Source organism: Bradyrhizobium sp. NAS96.2, assembly GCF_001908235.1.
Taxonomy (GTDB): Bacteria; Pseudomonadota; Alphaproteobacteria; order Rhizobiales; family Xanthobacteraceae; genus Bradyrhizobium.
Genome location: NZ_LGHK01000022.1, coordinates 82891 through 102605 on the forward strand (window position 1 = coordinate 82891; position 19715 = coordinate 102605).

Here is a 19715-nt window from a genome sequence, read left to right on the forward strand (position 1 = left end):
GTTCCTCGCAAAAGCATGCAACAACCTTTAAAAAATCTGTGCACCCGCGCGGCAGTCGCCGAAAATATGCCGAAAAGATCGGGCGCTTTCGGGTCGGTCGTAGTGTCTATAATGAGAGATTCCGGCCTAAGTCGCAGTTGGGCTGGCGTGAAGATTTCCGCAACCGGCCATTTCAAACGGGGAGGAACTCGCAGTGCCACACATGTCCATCGTTCAGGGACCCATGGTGAAATCGCGCATCGGCGCAATCTTGCGTGCGACCAGCGGCAATTTTCTGGAGCAGTTCGACTTTTTTCTGTTTGGCTTTTACGCCAGCGCCATTGGGAAGGCATTCTTCCCGTCCGAGAGCGAAACGGCTTCGCTGCTCAACACCTTCGGCGTGTTCTGGCTGGGCGCCTTGATGCGTCCGGTCGGCGCGATCGTGCTCGGAGCCTATATTGACAAGATCGGCCGCCGGAAAGGTCTGATTGTCACGCTCTCAATCATGGCAATCGGCACTGTGATCATCGCCTTTTGTCCCAGTTACGCGACGATCGGCATTGCCGCCCCCATTATCGTGCTAGTCGGACGGCTGCTGCAGGGCTTTTCAGCTGGCGTCGAAGTTGGCGGCGTCTCGGTCTACCTGTCGGAAATTGCAGCTCCGGGCAAGCGTGGTTTCTACACCTCGTTCCAGTCTTCCAGCCAGCAGGTTGCGATCTTTGTCGCGGCGATCGTCGGCTACGCGCTGAACGAATCGATGTCGGCGGAAACAGTAGCTGCCTGGGGCTGGCGCATCCCGTTCTTTATGGGTTGCCTCATTATTCCCCTTATCTTCTTCCTGCGCCGGACGCTGGAGGAAACGCCAGAATTTCTGACCATGAAGAAGCATCCTACGGCCCGCGAGGTCTTTGCCTCGGCGCTCACCAATTGGCGCGTCATCATTCTCGGCATGATGATCGCGATCTTGACTACGACAACGTTTTATTTCGTTACAGTCTACACGCCCACATTCGGCAGGAACGTCTTGAAGCTATCCAGCCAGGACGCTCTCTTGGTGACGCTTTTGGTTGCTGTCAGCAACTTCATCTGGAATCCAATTGGCGGCGCCGTCTCCGATCGAATCGGCCGCAAGCCGGTTTTGCTAACCATTGCCGGCCTTGCGTTGGTGACCACCTACCCGGCCTTGCACTGGTTGGTGAGCGCACCCACTTTCGGCAAGATGTTGGCAGTAGCAATGATGTTCTCGTTCTATTTTGGCATCTATAGCGGCACTATGCTGGGCGCTCTTGTTGAGATTGTGCCGTCGCATGTGCGCACTACCTGCTTCTCTCTGGCTTTCGCACTCGCGGCCGCATTGTTTGGCACGTTTACGCCACTCGCCTCGACTTGGTTAATCGACCGAACGGATGACAAGGCTTCGCCCGGCTTTTGGCTGATGTTTGCAGCCCTGCTCGGCATCATCGCAGCACTTACCGTCTATCCAGGGACCGCTAAGCCATCGAAAGTTGCGAAACCATCCCGGTCTGAACGGCCGGGCAGGGCTTTAAGCGTACACGCCACACCACGCTAGCATCGCCATGGTCGACGCTTTCCTGGTTTCCGGCGCAATCCGGCCCCGACCATTGCTATCGACCTCTTGGTTTCGATCAGGCCCTCTCATTCCTGGCAGTGGTGTCCCCTCAGCGGGCGAGCCGTGTGCTCTAATAGCATTTGATCGTCGCCAACGTCCTCGAGATCAGGCATCTCGTGCCAGTGTCGCAAGGTCAGTTTCAAGCTTTGGTTGATGCTTGAAGATGGCATCGATCAACGCTTGCGCCGGCTGCTCGCCGGCCTCCACCAGCGCCGCCTTCTCAGCGCGCGCAGAGGGGGCAAACACCCGCTTGACGACGGTCGGGGAGCCCTTGAGACCGCACCTGGAGAGGTCTTCGACACCAGCATCTTGCGCGCTCCATTTCACGATTGGCACGCGAGCGGCACGCAATGCATCGGGCATGGCACCGCGGCGAATTTGGTTGGTCGCCTCCAGCATAGTGATGAGACACGGCAATCTGGTGTGCAGGACCTGGACACCGCCCTCGGAGCGCCGCTCCGCTTCAATAGTACGCGCGGTAAGATCCAGGGCTTTGACCTTGGCGACATAGGTCAACTGCAGCACGCCAAGCCGTTTAGCGATGCCGGGGCCAACCTGCGCGGTGTCCCCGTCGATCGTCTGCTTGCCGGTAAAGATGAGGTCTGGCATACCATATTCCTTAGCGATCTTTCGGATGGCAGTTGCCAGTGCGTAAGTTGTTGCCAGCGTGTCGGAGCCCGCGAAGCAGCGGTCGGTGAGCAGAACGGCACGATCGGCGCCAAAGGTCAGCGCCTTGCGTAGGGAATCCTCCGCTGAGGGGGGGCCCATTGTAAGTACGGTGATTTCGCCGCCAAACTGATCGCGCAGCTGCAGCGCGGCCTCCAGCGCGAAGAGGTCGTACGGATTGATGATAGTCGGCACGCCCTGACGCATGATCGTATTAGTCACCGGGTGCACGCGGATCTGCGCGGAGTCAGGGACCTGCTTGATGCAGACGACACTGTGCATATGCTCCTCCAGAAGCTGCTAGCCTGACGAAGAGAACAGCAAGTGTCATACCAACGCGCGAAGGCTCATACTTGACGTCAAAGGCAATGACTTAAACGAAACGCCAGTACTGCCGCCTCGCGTTCGCCGACGAAATAAACTTGACATTCATGGTTGCTGCGACAGCGTCTTGTAACGACATGGTGCGTGGCCAATCTGATCGAGGAGAGCTTAATCTAACGAAAGGCGCTTCTATCCCGAGTCAATCCAGACGCAGAATCGACCCGCCGCAGCGGGTTCAGCGCCTAGGCCCCTGGATCCTCACCCAATTTCCAGCGGATGGCGCCTTGCACGGCGAGGAGCAAGTCGATCGCTCGTGGACCTCGTGCACTCTCCTGTACACCTGACTAGCACGGCATCGTCGATCATGACCAAATTCGGCGCCACACACCGGGCGCATCCGATCTTGCACACGATTGTCATGGTCACGATCGTTGCGATTGGGATCGGCCGCGAGTCTGATAGCCTGTTCAAAAACGCTTGATCTCGATGCCGTATTTCCTCAGCGCGTAGCCGATCTGGCGCGGCGTTAATCCAAGCAGGCGTGCTGCCTTGGCCTGTACCCACCCGGATCTTTCCATGGCCGCAATGACCCGCTCACGATCAGTTATCTTCGCGCCACTTACCAAGGCTGCGCCCGCAGGCGCCAGCGGAGCGAGATCGCCCCCGACAGGCGAGGCTGGCGCAGCAGCTTCTGCTGGCGGCGCTGCGACGCTCGCGGCCAAGGATGCTCTCGGTCCCGGCTCGTGCGCTATCTCGTCCAATCTGCTCTTCCACAGCACCGCAGACAGACACTGACCATGGCAGCATGCGAAGTCATTTCTGCCGATCGATGGACCGGGCGCCAGGGTCGCAGTACGCGCGACGCAATTATCGAGCTCGCGGATATTGCCGGGAAAGCCGCACTTCATCAGCACTTCAATAGCACTCACATCGAAGGTCAGTGCACGGCCGTTCTCGCGGTTGAATTTTTTGAGAAACTCGGCGGCGAGAAGCGGAATATCGCTCCGCCTTTCACGCAACGGCGGCAGCAGCAAAGGAACAACGCTGACCCGATAATAGAGGTCGGCGCGGAACTCATTTCTTGCCACAGCCTCTTCAAGGTTCTTGTTGGTCGCGGCAATCACGCGAACATCGACCTTGATTGTCTGGTTACTACCGACACGTTCGAATTCCTGCTCTTGTAGCACCCGCAGCAACTTGGCTTGGAACGAAGCTGAGATCTCGCCGATTTCGTCCAGGAACAACGTCCCTTTGTCGGCGAGCTCGAAGCGCCCCTTGCGCGAATTGAACGCGCTGGTAAAGGCTCCCTTCTCATGCCCGAACAATTCGGATTCCAAGACGGTCTCAGGGAGGGCCGCACAATTAAGCTTAACGAAGGGTCGCTTGGCACGCGGCGAGAGCTCGTGAATAGCTTTGGCGACGAGCTCCTTGCCAGTACCGGACTCGCCTCGTACCAAGACCGTGCTGTTCGATTTGGCTATCACCGCGATCTTCTCCAGCAACGCTCGCAATGGCGGGCTGTCGCCAATGATCCCGTCGATATGAACCTTTTTGCGTTCTCGCGGAGGTTGCTTGAACTCTGGCTTCTGCAACCGATCCCTCTCGGTCATCAACCGCTCGTGGTCGCCCGCAGACATGCGATGTAGCTTCACCGCCTGGCCCACCAGATTCGCGATCATGGCGAGGAAGCGCACGTCGTAATCGAGCCGCCCGCTCGAGCTTTCATCGAAGATGCGGTCGATAGTCAAAGTACCGACGACTTTCGCATCAATCCGAATAGGAACGCCGATGAACGACACTGATATGTTGTCGCAGGCTCCGAGCGCATTTACATCCGCAGCACTGAAAGCCGCCTCCGTTGTTACGTTCTCCGCAATCAGCGGTTTATCGGTCGCTACGATATGGTCAATGGCCTTCTTCGGCAGGCTCATTCGGTAGCGCTCATCGCTACCTTCGCTCCAGCCGGCGCCCACGGTCATGTCCGGCATTCCATCATCGTCGAAGAGCAAGACAATGCCGTTTCGCATTTGCACAAACGATTGAAGAAGATTGACGACATTCGCCAACGCAACTTCGAGCCGGCCTGGCGCCGCCAGTACCTTCGATATTTCGGCAATTCCGGTTAGCGCGCTCTCGCGTGATGACTCAATGGAGACTTCACGGCCGCCCTCGGACTGTGAGATAAGCTTTTCACGTGCGGAAGGGATATGCAGCATGACACCTTGTTCGGGTTTGCGAGCTTCGTGTTGCATGTCATTGTCGATCTAGCGTCAATTTTTGACGAGATGACATAGAAAGATGGCATCTTTTCCTGCACGGCGATCAATTGGATACGCGGATCTGGCGGCAAGCAGGAGTTTCATTGACGTAGCTCAAATCAACTGCAAATTGCCAAGTCTCGCCGACTATAGGTGTTGCCCACCATTGATCGGCATTTCGGTCCCCGTGACATAGCTTGCCGCATCCGAGCAGAGAAAGAAGATGACCTTAGCCACTTCCTCGGGTGTGCCCACGCGGCGCAGGGGGATATTTGGCACAAGACGCGCTTCCGTGTCCGACGACAACATGTCTGTCTTGATCTCTCCGGGCGCGATTGCATTCACACGAATGCCGTGCGGTGCATAATCATGTGCCATTTCGCGGGTGAGGCTCGCGAGCGCCGCCTTTGACGTCGCATAGGCGCTGCCGGCAAACGGATGGACCCGCGAGCCCGCGATCGAGGTGACGTTGACAATCGATCCTGACGCGGCCTTCAGCTCGTCGAACAAACCTTGCGCCAGCAGGATCGGCGCCACGAGATTGAGGTGGAACACCCTCATCCACGTTTCGATTGATGTGGTCAACGAGGTCAGCCGGGCGCCATCTGACGTTTTCGGTGAAGTTCCAGCGTTATTGATTAATGCGTGCAACGGTGCACCCGCGAGGCGCTTTTTCACCTCGGCGATCGCGCGGGGCAGTATTCGATGGTCACTGAGGTCGACCTGCAGATGGTCGTCGGCTCCTGACTCCCAAGGGCAGCGCCCGCCATCGAACGGTTGACGAGCACATGAAATGATGCGCCATCCCGCTTCCGAAAATAGCTTGGCGGTGGCGTGACCGATACCGCGGGACGCGCCGGTCAGAAACAGTGTCTTCCGTTCTGCGTGCTGGACGCACGCCGTCTCGGCGTGAAACCGACGGCCTACGTCCACCGCCGACCCCGCACCGGCCACCGTGTTGCCGTTTGGTAGATCGATAAGCAAGGGGCACCTCCCATCCTCTAGTCGCGCCCACGCGCACGCTGCAGGATTTGGGCCACTGCGATGACGCGGAATGCTTGGCAGTTTCGCGGCCAAATGTCTCGTTCTGTCGGATTCCAGACACTTCCCGTTTGCTTTCCGACAGCAGCAACGCTTGATCTGGCGAGCCTGGCCTAGTGTACACTCAACTGTGAACATGCGTTGCGACACCGCGTGTCGCGGATTCTCAAGAATTAACCAACCGAGCCGCGGTGCTGCTTGATTCCTCCGCACCGCCCACGGACGATCTCAACGAATGAGTTGGTCAGATGGCTGCAGCCTCTGATCCCGGCGCTCGCTTTAAGCTACCCCTCATATTACTAAACAATGTGCGGAATAAAATTCTAGTCGAGAACTCCACCGGGAACCAGCATCCTGTTCTTCAAATGGATCATCAGTTGACGTGACGGAGAATCTGACGTGACCCACTTGCTAGGTGAGCTTCGTCCGCGACGGGCCACAACTGGTACAGGCCTTCATCATTTGCTTTAGCGGGAGGGATCGACCAAATTCAAGCTTTCACGGAACTCGAGATCTCCAGATAGTTCCTCAATCACGGTTATCCGACTCGGATCGTTCAAATCGAACTCAAAAATCCGCGGCACGAAGAGGCGGGCATAACGCGTAAACGCGCTCGTTGGCGGGAAGCGGATCACGGTGTCGCAGCGCGCGAGGAGATACATCTCGATGAGAGCGGAGACGCCACCATCGACCCCGAGCGCCGGACTGTGCAAGGGGCCGGCCTGCTGGGTGAGAAAGTGCTTTGGGATAGTCATGAGATCAGGAAACGCGGCCGTGAGCCGCTCAAGCACTTGCGCGCTGTCCGTGCATAAAAGCACCTTCACGGGCTTGGGATGCGGAGATTCCTTTGCCTTGTGAATGGCCATGCATACTTGCTGCAGCGCGAATTCCGGATCGGCCCAGTATGGAGTATGCCCCATGATATCTTCGCCGTTGCCGTGCCGCACATGAACGCCGATTATGCTATGTCCCGCAAACTGATCTCGATAGATGGCGTCGATCCGCCTCTGGATTTCAGACCGAGGCCGGACGCTCCGAAAGATCTGTCGTTCGGCATCTTCATCGCACCCCCACATCAAGCAGGCGTCACACACCACCGTGTTGGCCTCGCAATCAGCTTGGCTTTCAAACAGCTGACGCAGTTCGTCACGCTCTCGGAAAATTTGTTCATCTGGACGGAAGATGCTGTCGATCGATGGCTTATTCCACCACCCTGGAAAGAATGGGCCGGGGAACGAGAATTGATTGATCTGATCATCGCAGATGACCCGTACGCCAGCAATGTCGTGAATCGGTTCAAAGAACACCGAAAAGGCGTTCACGAATGGCTGATCGAGATAACAGGAGCCCCGCCAGTCGATAGCGAGCGTCCGATTGGTTCGCTTCGCATAACTCCAAGCCGCCGCCAGCGACCACAGGCAATCGCCGAACCCCGTACGTCGGCGAGAAACCACGAATCGCTGATTCATCGAGCCACTAACCCGCATTAGCCTTGCCTCGTTCCCGGTTACCGCCTGGATAGCGGCGCATTTACGCCAGACTTTTCTCAATGCTATTGTCGTCGAACGTAATCCAGATCAGTTCCGCTCTACGCTTCACAGCATGGCGCACCGACTTGTCAGGGCACTCCAGCCTGTTAGCCTGCATCAAACTCAAGCAAGCTTGTGCGACGACGCAGAAAACGCCGTATTCTTCGCCTCACGTTTGAGCGGTGCCTGGATGCATGCGCGCGGCGTGTGAAGGATACAGGTTCACGCGGCGCTGCTCCCACAGACGCCGCAGTTCGTTCACGAGAGCTTCTCGCCTCGCCTGATCGAGCGTCACTGCGTCAAGGAGGTCTCCGATAACGCCCTCGCCTTTGATCCGCATCAGCAGATCAAACAAGTCATGCGAGAGCGGCACACTGTTGCGACTGGAGTGACCAGTACGGATTTCGCACACCGTCTCCTGGTGATCTGGCGAGGTATGCGCACGAACTTGATAGAGAGACGCATAAGGCGGCAACGAAATCGAGAACGCTGTCCAGTCCTCAAGCTTTGTCGCCCGCTTTTTGACTAGGAACGGCCCAACCACAAGTCCATCCAGGTCTGTTGTCAGAAAGGTTGCGATCGCGTCCGCAACCGAATCCACGATCGGCTCGGCATGATTGTTAAATGAAGTATTGAGCAAGACCGGAATGCCGGTCTTCCGCTTGAACGCATTGATGACATCCCAGTAGGCCGAATTTGTCCTCTGCGACACCGTTTGCAGCCGCGCAGTGCCGTCGACGTGAGTGATGGCGCCCAGCAAGCCGCGCTTATCGTTGCGGACGCGAACGACGAAGTTCATAAAGGGAAAATGGCGCTTGCCATCAGGAAGTTCAAAGAACTCGTCCGCATCCTCCTCGAGCACTGACGGCGCGAAGGGTCGATAGCCCTCACGCTTCTTGACCATCGCATTGATTCGGTCCTTGTTGGCGGCCGGCCGCGGATCGGCAAGAATGCTACGGTTACCAAGAGCACGTGGCCCGAACTCTGAACGACCCTGAACCCAGCCAATCACGGCGCCGTTGGCCATCCATTCCGCCGCACTGCCCGCGACGTCATCACTGCGTTCGATGTCGAGGTGATTGGCCCATGCATTCAGTTCCTGCTCCACGGCGCTATCGCTGCCGAGGTGGGGACCCCAATAAACCGCCTCAAGGCGCTCACGGGGAGCGGGCCGCCCCAGCTCGTCGGACACCATAAGGGCAGCGCCTAATGCACAACCGGCGTCGTGCGCCGCAGGTTGCACGAAGATATCTTCGAAAAGCCCCGAATACAGTAGCTTACCGTTCACGGTGCAATTGTGTGCCACGCCTCCAGCCAGGCACAACCGCTTCATCCCAGTGAGCTCGCGATAGTGCCTTAGGATATGAAACACGATCCGCTCCAGAGCCTCCTGCAATGAAGCACTCACATCTCGATGCTGCTGCGTGAATGGCATTCCCTTTCTCCGAACCTCGATGTTGCGGAGTAACGCCGGTCCGATTCGGTCCAGATGGACGCGGTAGCCACCATTGTCTAAGAGTTCGTAGAACTGTTCGAAGAGCTTGCGATAGACTTCGGGATTACCGTAAGGGGCCAGCCCCATCACCTTATATTCGTCGAATAGCCCGTAACCGAGATATCGAATTGCCTCGAGATAAAACAGCCCCAGAGAGTTACTCTCCGGGAAGGCTGTGAGTCGCTCAATATGAGCGCCAGATCCCACCGCCACGAGGCCAGATAGAAAGTCACCGCCTCCGTCAATCGAGAGGATCAGGCTTTGCTCAAAGCCAGACATGGCAAACGCGCTAACGGAATGGGTCAGGTGGTGATCCACGAATGAGATGCGTGACGGATCAACCTCGGTGCCGAACTCCTGCATTAGCAGCTTTTGCAGCAAGAGTTTGGCATCCAACGGAATCGAGAGATCCGGCTGCGAAATGAACAAACGCTCAAGCATAGCGTTGCAATAGGCCTCGGTCGCATAGAATGCGATGCGATCGATGTCGCACAGCTGCACTCCGGCCGATGCCAGGCAGTGTTGTATAGCACTGCGTGGGAACTTGTTCGAATGCTTGATCCGATTGAGTCGCTCTTCCTCGACCGCTGCTATCACACGTCCGTCGCGGACCAGTACGGCGGCTCCATCGTGGAGAAATGTGCGAGGCAGTTCGAGTGGATTTTCGTGGACCTTGTCTAGACCGCCGCTCATTCCAAGACACAGCATTTTTCTCTCCATTTACCCGACAGCGAGGCCGCGGTGGCCTGTCACACAATCATTTTCTTTATGCGTAAGGTGCTAAACGCGCGCCCAGCCGAAGCTCGTCGCATTTGGGTTGGCCGCAAGCCGAGTTCGCAACAGCACCATATTCGTCTCCTTCGTCCCGTCGCGCTTCGCGTCAACGCATCAGGCGCCGGCGCAAAATCGCCGTGGACAGGAAGAACGGCAGGACCGCGTAGACGCAAAGTGCACTGATATGCAGGCCGGCGCTGCCCGCTGGCCGTCCGAGCATCGTAGGGCGGATCAGGTCAACCGAATGTGCCAGAGGCAGAAAGCTCGCTACGTGCTGCACTGTGCTTGGCAATTGATCCAAGGGAACCACGGCGCCGCACAAGAACACCATCGGTGTCATGACAAGCGTTTGGTAGAATACGAAATAATCGTAGCTAGGCGCGAGAGATATCACGACCATGGCCAGGCTTGCGAAAACGACGCCAGTGAGCGCGATCGCCGGCATCGAGTAGAGAATGGATGGCCACTCCGCATAGCCTAGGATGGCTGCAACGGTCCAAATTGCCGTTCCTGCCAGAACGGCCTTGCTGGCTGCCCAAACCAACTCACCTAAGACGATGTCGCCAAGTGTTAGCTGCGTGGACAGGATAGCGTCCCAAGTGCGCTGACTATCCATGCGGGCGAAAACCGCATACAGAGTTTCGAACGTCGCGGCGGTCATCGCGCTAGTTGCGACCATGCCAGCTGCGAGAAACGCGATGTATGAAGTGCCGTCGACTCGCCCTACAATTATTCCGAGACCAAAACCGAGGCCAAACAGATTGGTCATCGGGTCGGCGAGGTTCCCGAGAACGGATGCGAGCGCGACCTTCCGCCATGCCAGGAAGTTGCGATGCCACACCGCGATCCAATTGTACGCGTTGGCAGGCATGACCGGTGAATAGCCTTCACTCATCGCTTCAATTCTCCAACTCCCGTCCGGTCACTCTAAGGAACACGTCCTCGAGGTTCGGAGGCCGCTGCAGAAGCCGTAGACCCGCGTACCCACGCAGTTGCGCGCGCACCTGCTCCGGATCTCGCGCGTAACAAAAGAGGGTCTCGCCGCTCACCTCCATGTGTCGCACATAGGGTCTCACCTGCGTACACAAATCATGAGGGTTTCCGCCATAGATCTCGACCACGTCACACCCGATATGCGCGTCAATCAATTCTTGAGGCTTGCCTTCAGCGATCTTGCGGCCCTGCTCCAGCACGCACAGCCGGTCGCATAATCGCTCGGCTTCTTCCATGAAATGCGTGGTCAAGAGTATCGTCTTGCCGCGCGCCAGCAACACACGCAAGCGCTCCCATATCAGGTGCCGAGCGTGGGGGTCTAACCCGGTTGTTGGCTCGTCCATTATCAATAGATGCGGATCGTTGATCAGCGCACGGGCCAGCGTCAACCGCCGCTTCATGCCGCCGGATAGCTCCGCAACGCGCGCCCCCGCCTTATTCTCGAGGCGGGCGAACTCAAGCAGTGAAGGCATGAGCGCTTCGATCTCGCGTACGCTCTTATTAAAGTAGCGCCCGAATACGAGCAGGTTCTCGCGTACGGTAAAATTGAGTTCAAGGTTGTCGAACTGTGGGACCACACCGATCCTCACTCGCGCCAGGCAGGCGCGCGCGGGTACGTGCTGGCCGAGCACGGTGATCTCGCCCAGGTCCGGCGATACCATCCCGAGCAGCATACGCGCGATCGTGCTCTTGCCCGCGCCGTTCGGTCCCAGCAGACCGAAGCACTCCCCCCGCGCGACCGAGAACGACAGCTCGTTGACAACGATCTTGTCGCCAAAGGCCTTCGTTACGCCAGCAAGGTTGATCGCTAGGGTGGACATGTTCATTTTAGGCTGAAAGAAGTCGCTCAGCCGGCGACGACTCCCTTGCCGCTGTCTTGGTCCAGAGCCGCCCGTCGCACCAGATATGCTCAACACGTCCCCATTGACAGGCCGCGGCCACATCCGGGAAAAAGCCACGCCCGAGGTGGTTGGCACTTGTATTGCAAAGCAGCGGAATGCCCGTGAGCCGTTCGTACTCAATGAGAAGCTCGGCGACCTTATGTTGGGAGGTTCTGGAAATCGTCTGCAATCGCGCAGATCCGTCCAGATGTATGACAGCGGGGATTTTGTCCCGCCACTCCACTCGCGTCTGGTGATCGAAGAGCATGTAAGGATCTGGTGTACCGGGGTCGAAAATTTCCGGCGCCCGATCTTCCAGACATATCGGCGCCACCGGTCGAAAGCGTTCGCGACGTTTGATGTCGTTGAGATGATCCTTCATTCCGGGGGCCGTCGCCGCCGCGAGAATACTTCTGCCCCCCAAGGCCCGCGGTCCGAGCTCGGCGCGACCCGCGAGGAAGATCACGGGCTTGTTGTCGGCAAGAAGTGCTGCAAGCTCGCGCATACCGCACGGCACGACCTCCCATTCAGCCGGACTCTCATTAGCTTGCAAGGCCGGCCCACTATAGACCGACCATTCCAGCGGCACGAAGCCATTCTGGGTTGCCATCGCGCAGCACGCGGCACCGATCGCCGAGCCACTGTCGTTAGGAAAGGGCGGAACCCAGACATCATCGAACAAGCCCGTACCGCGCAGGGCACTGTTCCACTTGATATTGAGCCCGCACCCGCCTGCTATACATAAATTGCGCGCTCCCGGAAGCGACGAGTGCCGCAGCAGCGCCATCGCGATTTCTCGGACCAGAAGACGCTCAAGGAAACAATGAAACGACGCAAGTACATCTTCATGCCGCTTGTCGGTCAATAGCAACGCGCTCGCCTCGAAGAACTCATGCATAGCGGCAAGTGACGATTCCGCGCTATTGATATCGGCGCGGTAACGACGGGCTGACTGCGTGTCGCCTGCAAAATGCTTTTCATAAAGCTCTTGAAACACCGCAATGATGTCCTCATCAATAGACCCAAGCGCGATGTACGCCATCAACTTGCCTGCGACACCCAAGTCCCAGTTGCTGCGATCTGCCTTCTTATAGGGTCCGAAGTGATGACCAGCGGCGGCATAAGCATGTCCAATCATCGGAAAGAGACATTTGATGAACCGCGCGCCTTGGCGCTGTACATGATACAGGCGCGGTGTAATTGACCCGTCCCACACGAGGCAGAGCGCGGGCTGTCCGGCCTTGACAAAGGGACTAGTACAATAGGCCGAGGCCACATGGCCTGCGATGTGCGGATAGCTGCTATAAGGGAAGTCGCTCCCGTCGAGCATCAGGCCAAGACCGTCACGTGAATTGAGAACGCCATCGGCGTGGCGCTCAACATAGGGTGCTCCTTTGAGCGTGAGCGATGCTGCGCCGCTGAGGACTTTGAACTGCGACTCGATCTCCCCGTCCCATCCGTCGATGACAAAGTGATCAACATCCTTCGGGCTAAGACCATGTTCCGCCAAGGCGGCGACAACTGCATCGAGATTGTCGATTACCTGATAACGCGGATTATTGCCGCGCTTCTCCTGCTCGACGCAAAAGACCAGCCGCCCGTCTTCGACAAGAGCGACCGCCCCGTCATGGGTCAGCTTGATACCGCAGATGCGCATCGTATCTCCGTATCTAATGGTGCAAATTCGATGAATTCGACGTTTGACCAGGATTTATGAAGCTTGCGAGCAGGCAATCTTCGTCAGCCGACTCGCCATGACATTCCAGCCGCTCAACCTCGATCAATGATTCACTCAGCACGGCCATCACCGTCTCGGCGCCAGCCGCATGCCCCCAGCGTTGGCATATCGCATCACGCGCGGACCCAAACACCAGACACCCTTCTGGCGAAAGCATCTGCACGAGGTTACGGATGGCCGCACGTATTCTGGCTACATCATCGAAGTAATAGAGAACCTCGGCCACGACGATCAAATCGAAGCGCTCCGCGGTCGAAAATCGCTCAATGTCGGAGACTGTCCAGGTAATGTGCGAGCATCGCTGCATCCGCTGCCGCGCGCGATCAATCGCTCGCGGAGCGACGTCGACGACGGTGAGCCGTTTGCAATAGGGCGCGAGCTTCGTCGTGAAAGCGCCGGCCGCACACCCGACCTCCAGCGCATTCCGGATAGCTCCTCTTGAACGCGACATCCTGAGCAATTGTGCGTGACGCTCACGCTCGAAAGGGTTGCTATCAAGTCGCCACGGATCCTCGACGGCCAATTCCCGATCCAGCAATTGATACGTCTTGTCCAGGCTCACGAGTTATTCCTTCTCACCAGAGTGCGCGTTAACTCGTTACAGCACGCGGTTTCAGACGTCTTCAACGTCGACAAGTCGCGTAACATGTCCTTTTCTGGTCGGCCCGCCGCTTCCTGCGACGCTGGTCGCGCTTGTCTCAATGATCGGATCTAAGGAAATGACCTGCTCTTTCGCCTTGTCGGTCGGGTTTGTGGACTTGCGCGACAGCCAATCGCTGTTGCTCAATGTGCACAAGGCATACGCTTTTACCGGAAGCAGGAGAAAGAGGTTGATAGGGGTGTGCAGCGAAAAGCCGACAAAGCGAATATCTCGGGCTCGGAATGCGGCGACGCAGCAGCGCACCATGGTCATCGCTGCGATCGTCACACCTGTGAACCAAGGCAAAGTCACGGTGAATGCAAGTTGCGCGAGTCCTGCCAACAATGACAGAGCGAGCAACAGCGGACCGAGATTCTGTCCGACCACATCGAGCGTGAGATAGCGCCCAAGCCCCGGCAGCAGGTGGAGCGAAAGCAACGTGTCCCGGAATGTGCTTCTTGCCCAACGAAGCTGCTGCCGCAGATAAGGTCGTAGCCGATCAGGCACTACCGTTGCGGCGATTGCGTCCGGGACGTACTCGGTTCGAAAGCCGGCTTGGAGCATCAGAATCGTGAGGTGACGATCTTCGCCGAAGTCACTTGGCTTCCCACGGAACAACTGGGTCTCGTACTGATCCAGCAGTGAGAGAAGCGCAGACCGGCGGTACATTGCACATGGGCCACAGCAACACATGACAGCGCCGAAGCGGGCCTGTGCCGCGCGCTCCTCGTTGCAAGCCAGCCAATACTCCATATCGATCAAGCTGGTTAACCAGGTGTCGTCCCGATTGCTGGCAGTCAGCTGGCCCATAGCCGCACCGATCGCCGGATCCCGCATCTTCATTGCGAGCTTTGTGACCACGTCGGCCGCAATCATCGTATCGGAGTCGACGTTCAACACGAGATCTCCGCGCGAGCGACGTATCGCGGTAATCTGCGCCTTGCGCTTTCCAACGTTCTTGCGCTCCAGAATAATATGGAACCTCGGGTCGCGCGCGTAGGCATCATATACAGGTCGGACAGCGTCGCGGTTTGAGGACCCGTCATCAACCACGTATACCTGCAGCTTTCCCGAGTAGCTCTGCCTTGCGATGGCCTCGAGGCACGCAGACAACGTCTGTGGGGTCTCATTAAAGCAAGGAACGATGATATCCACGCTCGGCAACGCGTCAGCGTCCGGCACATCGTCCGGCAACGCTGGTCCGTCGCTCTTGATTGCATAAATCGCTTGCGCGCTCTTGTAGACAGCCGAAAGCAACGCATAACATGAGATCGCAACAGTACTAGTAGTGGCAAGCAGGTTCATGGAGCCCGGAGCTGTTTAGTGGGGTTGAGGAAGCGGGCGAATTGCAAATCCGCAGTCGCGCATTGCTGGAATCAGGCGGGACAGTGCCTTGACGGTCTGCCCGCGTGGACCCTTAGGGTCGTGACGTTGCTGGTCGCCAGGAGGACATCCGTCATGGAGAAGCACAATTGCTCCCGGCCGAACGGAGGCCATCACCGTGTCGACAATCGTATCGGCGCCGGGACGTGACCAGTCCCGCGGATCGACCGACCAGTGCACAGCAGCGAGCCCGGCTATCTCAGATGCGTCCAACACTTCCTGGGTCCACGCCCCATACGGGGCGCGCATGTGTCGCAGGGAGGCGCCGGGGCACACACTTCTGATCGTCGCGCTTGCAGCTAGTATCTCGTGCCGCACTTCGGCAGGCTCGCATTCGGACAGATTCGGATGACTCATCGTGTGATTGGCGACTTCGTGTCCCTCTGCGATTATTCGTCGGATTAAGTCCGGCTGCTCGCCCGCATAGACGCCGATGACAAAGAACGTGGCGGGAGCGTTGTGTACGGCCAGCACATCCAGCACATCCGGAGTGCAAATGGAGTGAGGACCGTCGTCAAACGTCAAATAGACGCTGCGACTCTCGTTGGCGTCAGCGTACTCGCTGCACACTCCAAGTCCGAGGTCGAGACGTCTCATAGCTCTGGCCCGTTCCGATCAATCATCGTACCGCTCGGCCACTCGCTCATGGGCCGGGCAACCGGCAGAACGACCACGAGCGCCTCTTCAACGAGCGTGGGTGGCACGTTGAGATACACATCCCGACGGGTCGACCGCACGCGAACTCCCGTAACAATGTTGGCCATCCCGCTCCTGCCAATCCGTTCGATGTGCTTGCGCATCGCTGGGCGCACTGTGCCGAAGCCGAACGGAGCATTAAGTTTCTGCAGCATCGGATATCCGAAGCACATTGCTCCCTGATAGCTGACTCCATGCCCCTCCACGTCTCGACGTACCGCGTAAAGCCCTAGTTCGGCCACCAGCAGATCAGTCTCCCCGACCTTGATGAAACGTCGCAGGATGCCCGCATGGCCAGCTACGCCGCTTGAGTCGTAAGCGATTATCCGCAGTTCAGGTCTTGCACCCGCCCAGCTTCGACTGCCTTCAAACGGCGCTGCATTAAACTCACCGTTTGGCCCGTACGCTTTTCGGAAGAACTCGGCGAGTTCAGTATGATCGGCGAGCGTTAATTCATTTTCCCAACACAATCTCCACCGCACCTGAGAGCGCGCTAAGAGATTGCCTGTAGAGCTGGATACAGACATATTCATCGGTGCCTCTGACGTGCTGCCGGGCGTTCGAGAGTAGACTTGCTTTCAAGACGATTTGACTGCCCAGAGGCGATCGTTTTGCCTCTTCGTAGCGGCATCTGACACCTACAATCGGCAACTCGCTTGGCCGCGAAAGTAGGAGCAACTCGACACTACCTCCAGTCTACGGAGGTAAGCGGCCGATATGGAAAGGGTTGGAAACGCTATACGAAGGTTTATCGGACGCCTTCTTAAGCAGGCACGTGCATGTCGCCGCACGCCTACGTGATGCATCTTGCGCGGCTTGAAGAGCTTGCCGGCCAGGATGTCCGTGTGTCTGCTCGGCGTATAACTGAGGCTTCTTGCCAGAGCCCGTGCGAAGACCGCCAGCCATTTTGATGTGCCTTGTCTCGATTTCTACAAACTGATGTTTGCTATCTAACATTCCACAGTTTGGTAAAATCGATTGTATCGATTGAACTCATCCACACGATGGATCGACTCACAGCATGCGGTTCAAGGGCCTTGATCTAAATCTCCTCGTCGCGCTCGATGCGCTGATGACCGAGCGCAATCTCACTGCAGCGGCGCGCAAGATCAATCTGAGCCAGCCCGCCATGAGCGCCGCCGTTGCCCGGCTGCGCACCTATTTTCGTGATGAACTATTTACAATGAGAGGCCGGGAACTCGTCCCAACATCGCGGGCGGAAGGACTTGCGGCCCCGATTCGCGAGGCTCTGCTGCACATCCAGCTCTCTATTATTTCGCGCGACACGTTCGATCCAGAACACTCGACTCGCCGCTTCAGGGTGATCCTTTCGGACTTCATGACGATCATTTTCTTTCGAAAGATTATAGACCGCATCGCGCGGGAGGCCCCCGCAGTCCGGTTTGATCTGTTGCCGTTTTCAGATGAACCCGACGAACTCCTACGGCGCGGTGAAATCGATTTTCTGGTCGCCCCGGAGCTGTTCATGTCGGGTGCGCACCCCAAGGCGACATTATTTGAGGAGACACTTGCCTGCGTAGGCTGCCGCACAAACAAGCAGCTATCACGCCAGCTTACAATTGAAGGGTACATGTCGATGGGACATGTTGCCGCCAAGTTCGGGCGAACGCTAAGGCCCAATATCGAAGAATGGTTTTTGCTGGAGCACGGCCTCAAGCGACGAATCGAGATCGTCGTGCAGGGTTTTAGCATGATCCCTCCAGTCGTGTTGGACACCGTCCGGATCGGGACGATGCCTTTAAGACTGGCTAAGCATTTCGAGAAACTGATGCCCCTACGGATCGTCGAACCGCCGCTCCCACTTCCTGCTTTTACCGAGGCTATCCAATGGCCGGCCTTTCATAATACTGATCCAGCGAGCATTTGGATGCGACGACTGTTGTTGGAGGAGGCGTCCAACATGGCTCTCCCAGCTAAGATGTCCTCAAGTCGCAGACGCTGCTAATTCCTCTCTTAGCACTCTTACCGATAGATTCGTTCGGTTTCTTACCTGAAGCGGTTCTTATTCTTATGCCTTGGATCGTCTGATGATCTGCTTGTAGGGCCCAGGCTACATTTCGAACAGCGAGCCTCAATCCGTCATTTGCCGCAACGCGCCCGAGTCCCACGTTAAAGTGCTACTCGTGAGTGGCCTATGCCTCCTCGATTGCCGCGCTGCAGCCAACGGTCTTTGCGCAGCGTCGCGCTGCCGTCCTCAATGCCCACGGCATCATTGGGCAAAAGTAGAGTGAGCGTCCGTGCCGCACTGACACTGCATACTGCTTTGTGACCAGTGCTTTCTAACGCAACCTGCTTGAACCCGACGTAGCGTCAGGTTGTAGAGTTGCAAACAGCACCCCGCAAGAGGGACCACAGCTCTGCGCGTTCCGTATCGCTCTTGCGATGCTTTTTGCGCAGGCACCAGGGCTCGGCGCTAATGATCTCCGCGGTGATTGACATGGTATGGCACTCCGGTGGTCGATGCAGCACTAAGCCATTTGGATTGTTGGCGGCCTCAGGGATGCGGCAACCCGCTTGCTGCGAACAATCGCGGGTGCATCCTTCGCGCGGTAAGTCAGACCGATTCTGACACAGCTGCGCGATTGAGATTGTCATAGGCGCTATTGCTGGCTTGTACGGCAGAAGCGCACACGCTTCGAAGAGTGAGTATGCGCTTCAAGGGCCTGGATCTTAATCTTCTTGTCGCACTTGATTCTCTGCTGACCGAGCGGACACTCACCGAGGCCGCCCGTAGGATCAATCTCAGCCAACCCGCCATGAGTGCCGCCGTGTCCCGGTTACGCGCCTACTTCGGGGATGAGCTATTCGCGATGAAAGGCCGCAGACTCGTTCCGACGTTGCGTGCGGAACGCCTCGCCACGCCTGTTCGCGAGGCTCTGCTGCAGATCCAGCTTTCCATTATCTCGCATTATGAGTTCAACCCGACTGAATCAGATCGCCGGTTCGTGATTCGTCTTTCGGATTGCAGTACCCTTGTGTTTTTCCGACGGGTCGTTGCGCGCGTTTCGCGGGATGCTCCCAACGTCAGACTTGAGCTGCGCCCCCCCCGCCGACGATCACGATGAGCTCCTCCGCCGCGGTGAAGCTGATTTCGTCATCTTGCCCGACACATTGATGTCCAGCGCGCATCCTAAGGCGAAGCTATTCGAGGACCGGCTCGTGTGCGTTGGCTGCTGCACAAACAAGCAGCTATCTCGCCGGCTCACATTCGAGAGATATATGTCTATCGGACAGGTCGCAGTTAAGTCTGCGCTTGCGCGAAAGTCCGCGATCGAAGAATGCTTTTTCCTTGAGCAAGGCCTCAAGCGGCGCATCGATGTTAGCGTGCAAAGCTTCAGTATGATCCCAGCCATGCTGTTGGGCACGGACCGTATCGGGATGCTGCCCTTAAGGCTGGTGAGGCATTTAGAGAAAACGACACCACTACGGATAGTTGACCTGCCGTTCTCACTTCCCGCATTCACCGAAACAGTCCAGTGGCCAGCCTTTCACAACAGCGACCCGGCAAGCACATGGATGCGAGAGCTGATCTTGCAGGAGGCTTCCTGCATGGCCCCGCCCGACGAGCCCACGCAAGCCTCTGGCGTCTTAAAATTGGGGCAAGACGTCGCATCAGCTCCTCCACCCTGTGATCCGATCTCCCTGGATGCTCCATGAGAACCCATTG

The 19715-nt window shown here is 57.4% G+C and carries 14 protein-coding genes and 1 pseudogene; 3 read left to right on the forward strand and 12 right to left on the reverse strand.

All coding sequences use genetic code 11. The features are described from left to right. Positions 1–202 precede the first annotated feature (202 nt). Positions 203–1549, forward strand: a complete 1347-nt coding sequence (locus tag AC628_RS05955; RefSeq protein WP_074125796.1) for an MFS transporter — start codon at positions 203–205, stop codon at positions 1547–1549. 165 nt (positions 1550–1714) lie between these two features. Here AC628_RS05955 and AC628_RS05960 read toward each other — a convergent pair whose 3' ends face one another. From AC628_RS05960 to AC628_RS06015, 12 genes are all read right to left on the reverse strand, one after another. Then, positions 1715–2557 (reverse strand): electron transfer flavoprotein subunit beta/FixA family protein, encoded by an 843-nt coding sequence (locus tag AC628_RS05960; RefSeq protein WP_074125797.1) that lies wholly within the window; start codon positions 2555–2557, stop codon positions 1715–1717. A 509-nt stretch (positions 2558–3066) separates the two neighbouring features. After that, the gene (gene nifA, locus AC628_RS05965) at positions 3067–4851 is read right to left on the reverse strand and encodes a nif-specific transcriptional activator NifA (RefSeq protein ID WP_143201456.1); all 1785 of its coding nucleotides are present in this window, start codon (positions 4849–4851) and stop codon (positions 3067–3069) included. 153 nt (positions 4852–5004) lie between these two features. Then, positions 5005–5790 (reverse strand): SDR family NAD(P)-dependent oxidoreductase, encoded by a 786-nt coding sequence (locus AC628_RS05970; RefSeq protein ID WP_074125838.1) that lies wholly within the window; start codon positions 5788–5790, stop codon positions 5005–5007. 575 nt (positions 5791–6365) lie between these two features. Then, positions 6366–7385, reverse strand: a complete 1020-nt coding sequence (locus tag AC628_RS05975) for a nodulation protein NodZ (RefSeq protein ID WP_074125799.1) — start codon at positions 7383–7385, stop codon at positions 6366–6368. Between the two features lie 211 nt (positions 7386–7596). Next, entirely contained in the window at positions 7597–9630 is a 2034-nt protein-coding gene (locus AC628_RS05980; protein ID WP_074125839.1) for a carbamoyltransferase family protein, read from the reverse strand. A 172-nt stretch (positions 9631–9802) separates the two neighbouring features. Continuing rightward, positions 9803–10591, reverse strand: a complete 789-nt coding sequence (locus AC628_RS05985) for an ABC transporter permease (protein ID WP_074125800.1) — start codon at positions 10589–10591, stop codon at positions 9803–9805. Positions 10592–10595: 4 nt separating this feature from the next. After that, the gene (gene nodI, locus AC628_RS05990) at positions 10596–11516 is read right to left on the reverse strand and encodes a nodulation factor ABC transporter ATP-binding protein NodI (RefSeq protein WP_143201458.1); all 921 of its coding nucleotides are present in this window, start codon (positions 11514–11516) and stop codon (positions 10596–10598) included. Position 11517: 1 nt separating this feature from the next. Further along, a complete protein-coding gene (gene nodU / locus AC628_RS05995; protein ID WP_074125801.1) occupies positions 11518–13227 on the reverse strand; it encodes a nodulation protein NodU in 1710 nt (569 codons plus the stop codon). 13 nt (positions 13228–13240) lie between these two features. Next, positions 13241–13870 carry a nodulation methyltransferase NodS gene (gene nodS, locus AC628_RS06000; RefSeq protein WP_074125802.1) on the reverse strand — a complete coding sequence of 210 codons (630 nt, stop codon included), beginning with the start codon at positions 13868–13870 and terminating at the stop codon, positions 13241–13243. A gap of 51 nt (positions 13871–13921) precedes the next feature. Then, positions 13922–15253: a chitooligosaccharide synthase NodC gene (nodC, locus tag AC628_RS06005; RefSeq protein ID WP_074125803.1), complete on the reverse strand. Its 1332-nt coding sequence runs from the start codon at positions 15251–15253 to the stop codon at positions 13922–13924. A 15-nt stretch (positions 15254–15268) separates the two neighbouring features. Then, entirely contained in the window at positions 15269–15928 is a 660-nt protein-coding gene (gene nodB, locus AC628_RS06010) for a chitooligosaccharide deacetylase NodB (protein WP_074125804.1), read from the reverse strand. Beyond that, entirely contained in the window at positions 15925–16560 is a 636-nt protein-coding gene (locus tag AC628_RS06015) for a NodA family N-acyltransferase (RefSeq protein ID WP_074125805.1), read from the reverse strand. The genes nodB and AC628_RS06015 overlap by 4 nt, the downstream gene beginning before the upstream one ends. Positions 16561–17048: 488 nt before the next feature. On the opposite strand from AC628_RS06015, the gene nodD1 reads away from it, so the two are divergent. After that, complete coding sequence (nodD1, locus tag AC628_RS06020) at positions 17049–17993, forward strand: transcriptional regulator NodD1 (protein WP_074125806.1); 945 nt, start codon at positions 17049–17051, stop codon at positions 17991–17993. Positions 17994–18696: 703 nt separating this feature from the next. Beyond that, positions 18697–19705 (forward strand): annotated as a pseudogene (locus AC628_RS42005) (LysR family transcriptional regulator). Positions 19706–19715 lie beyond the last annotated feature (10 nt).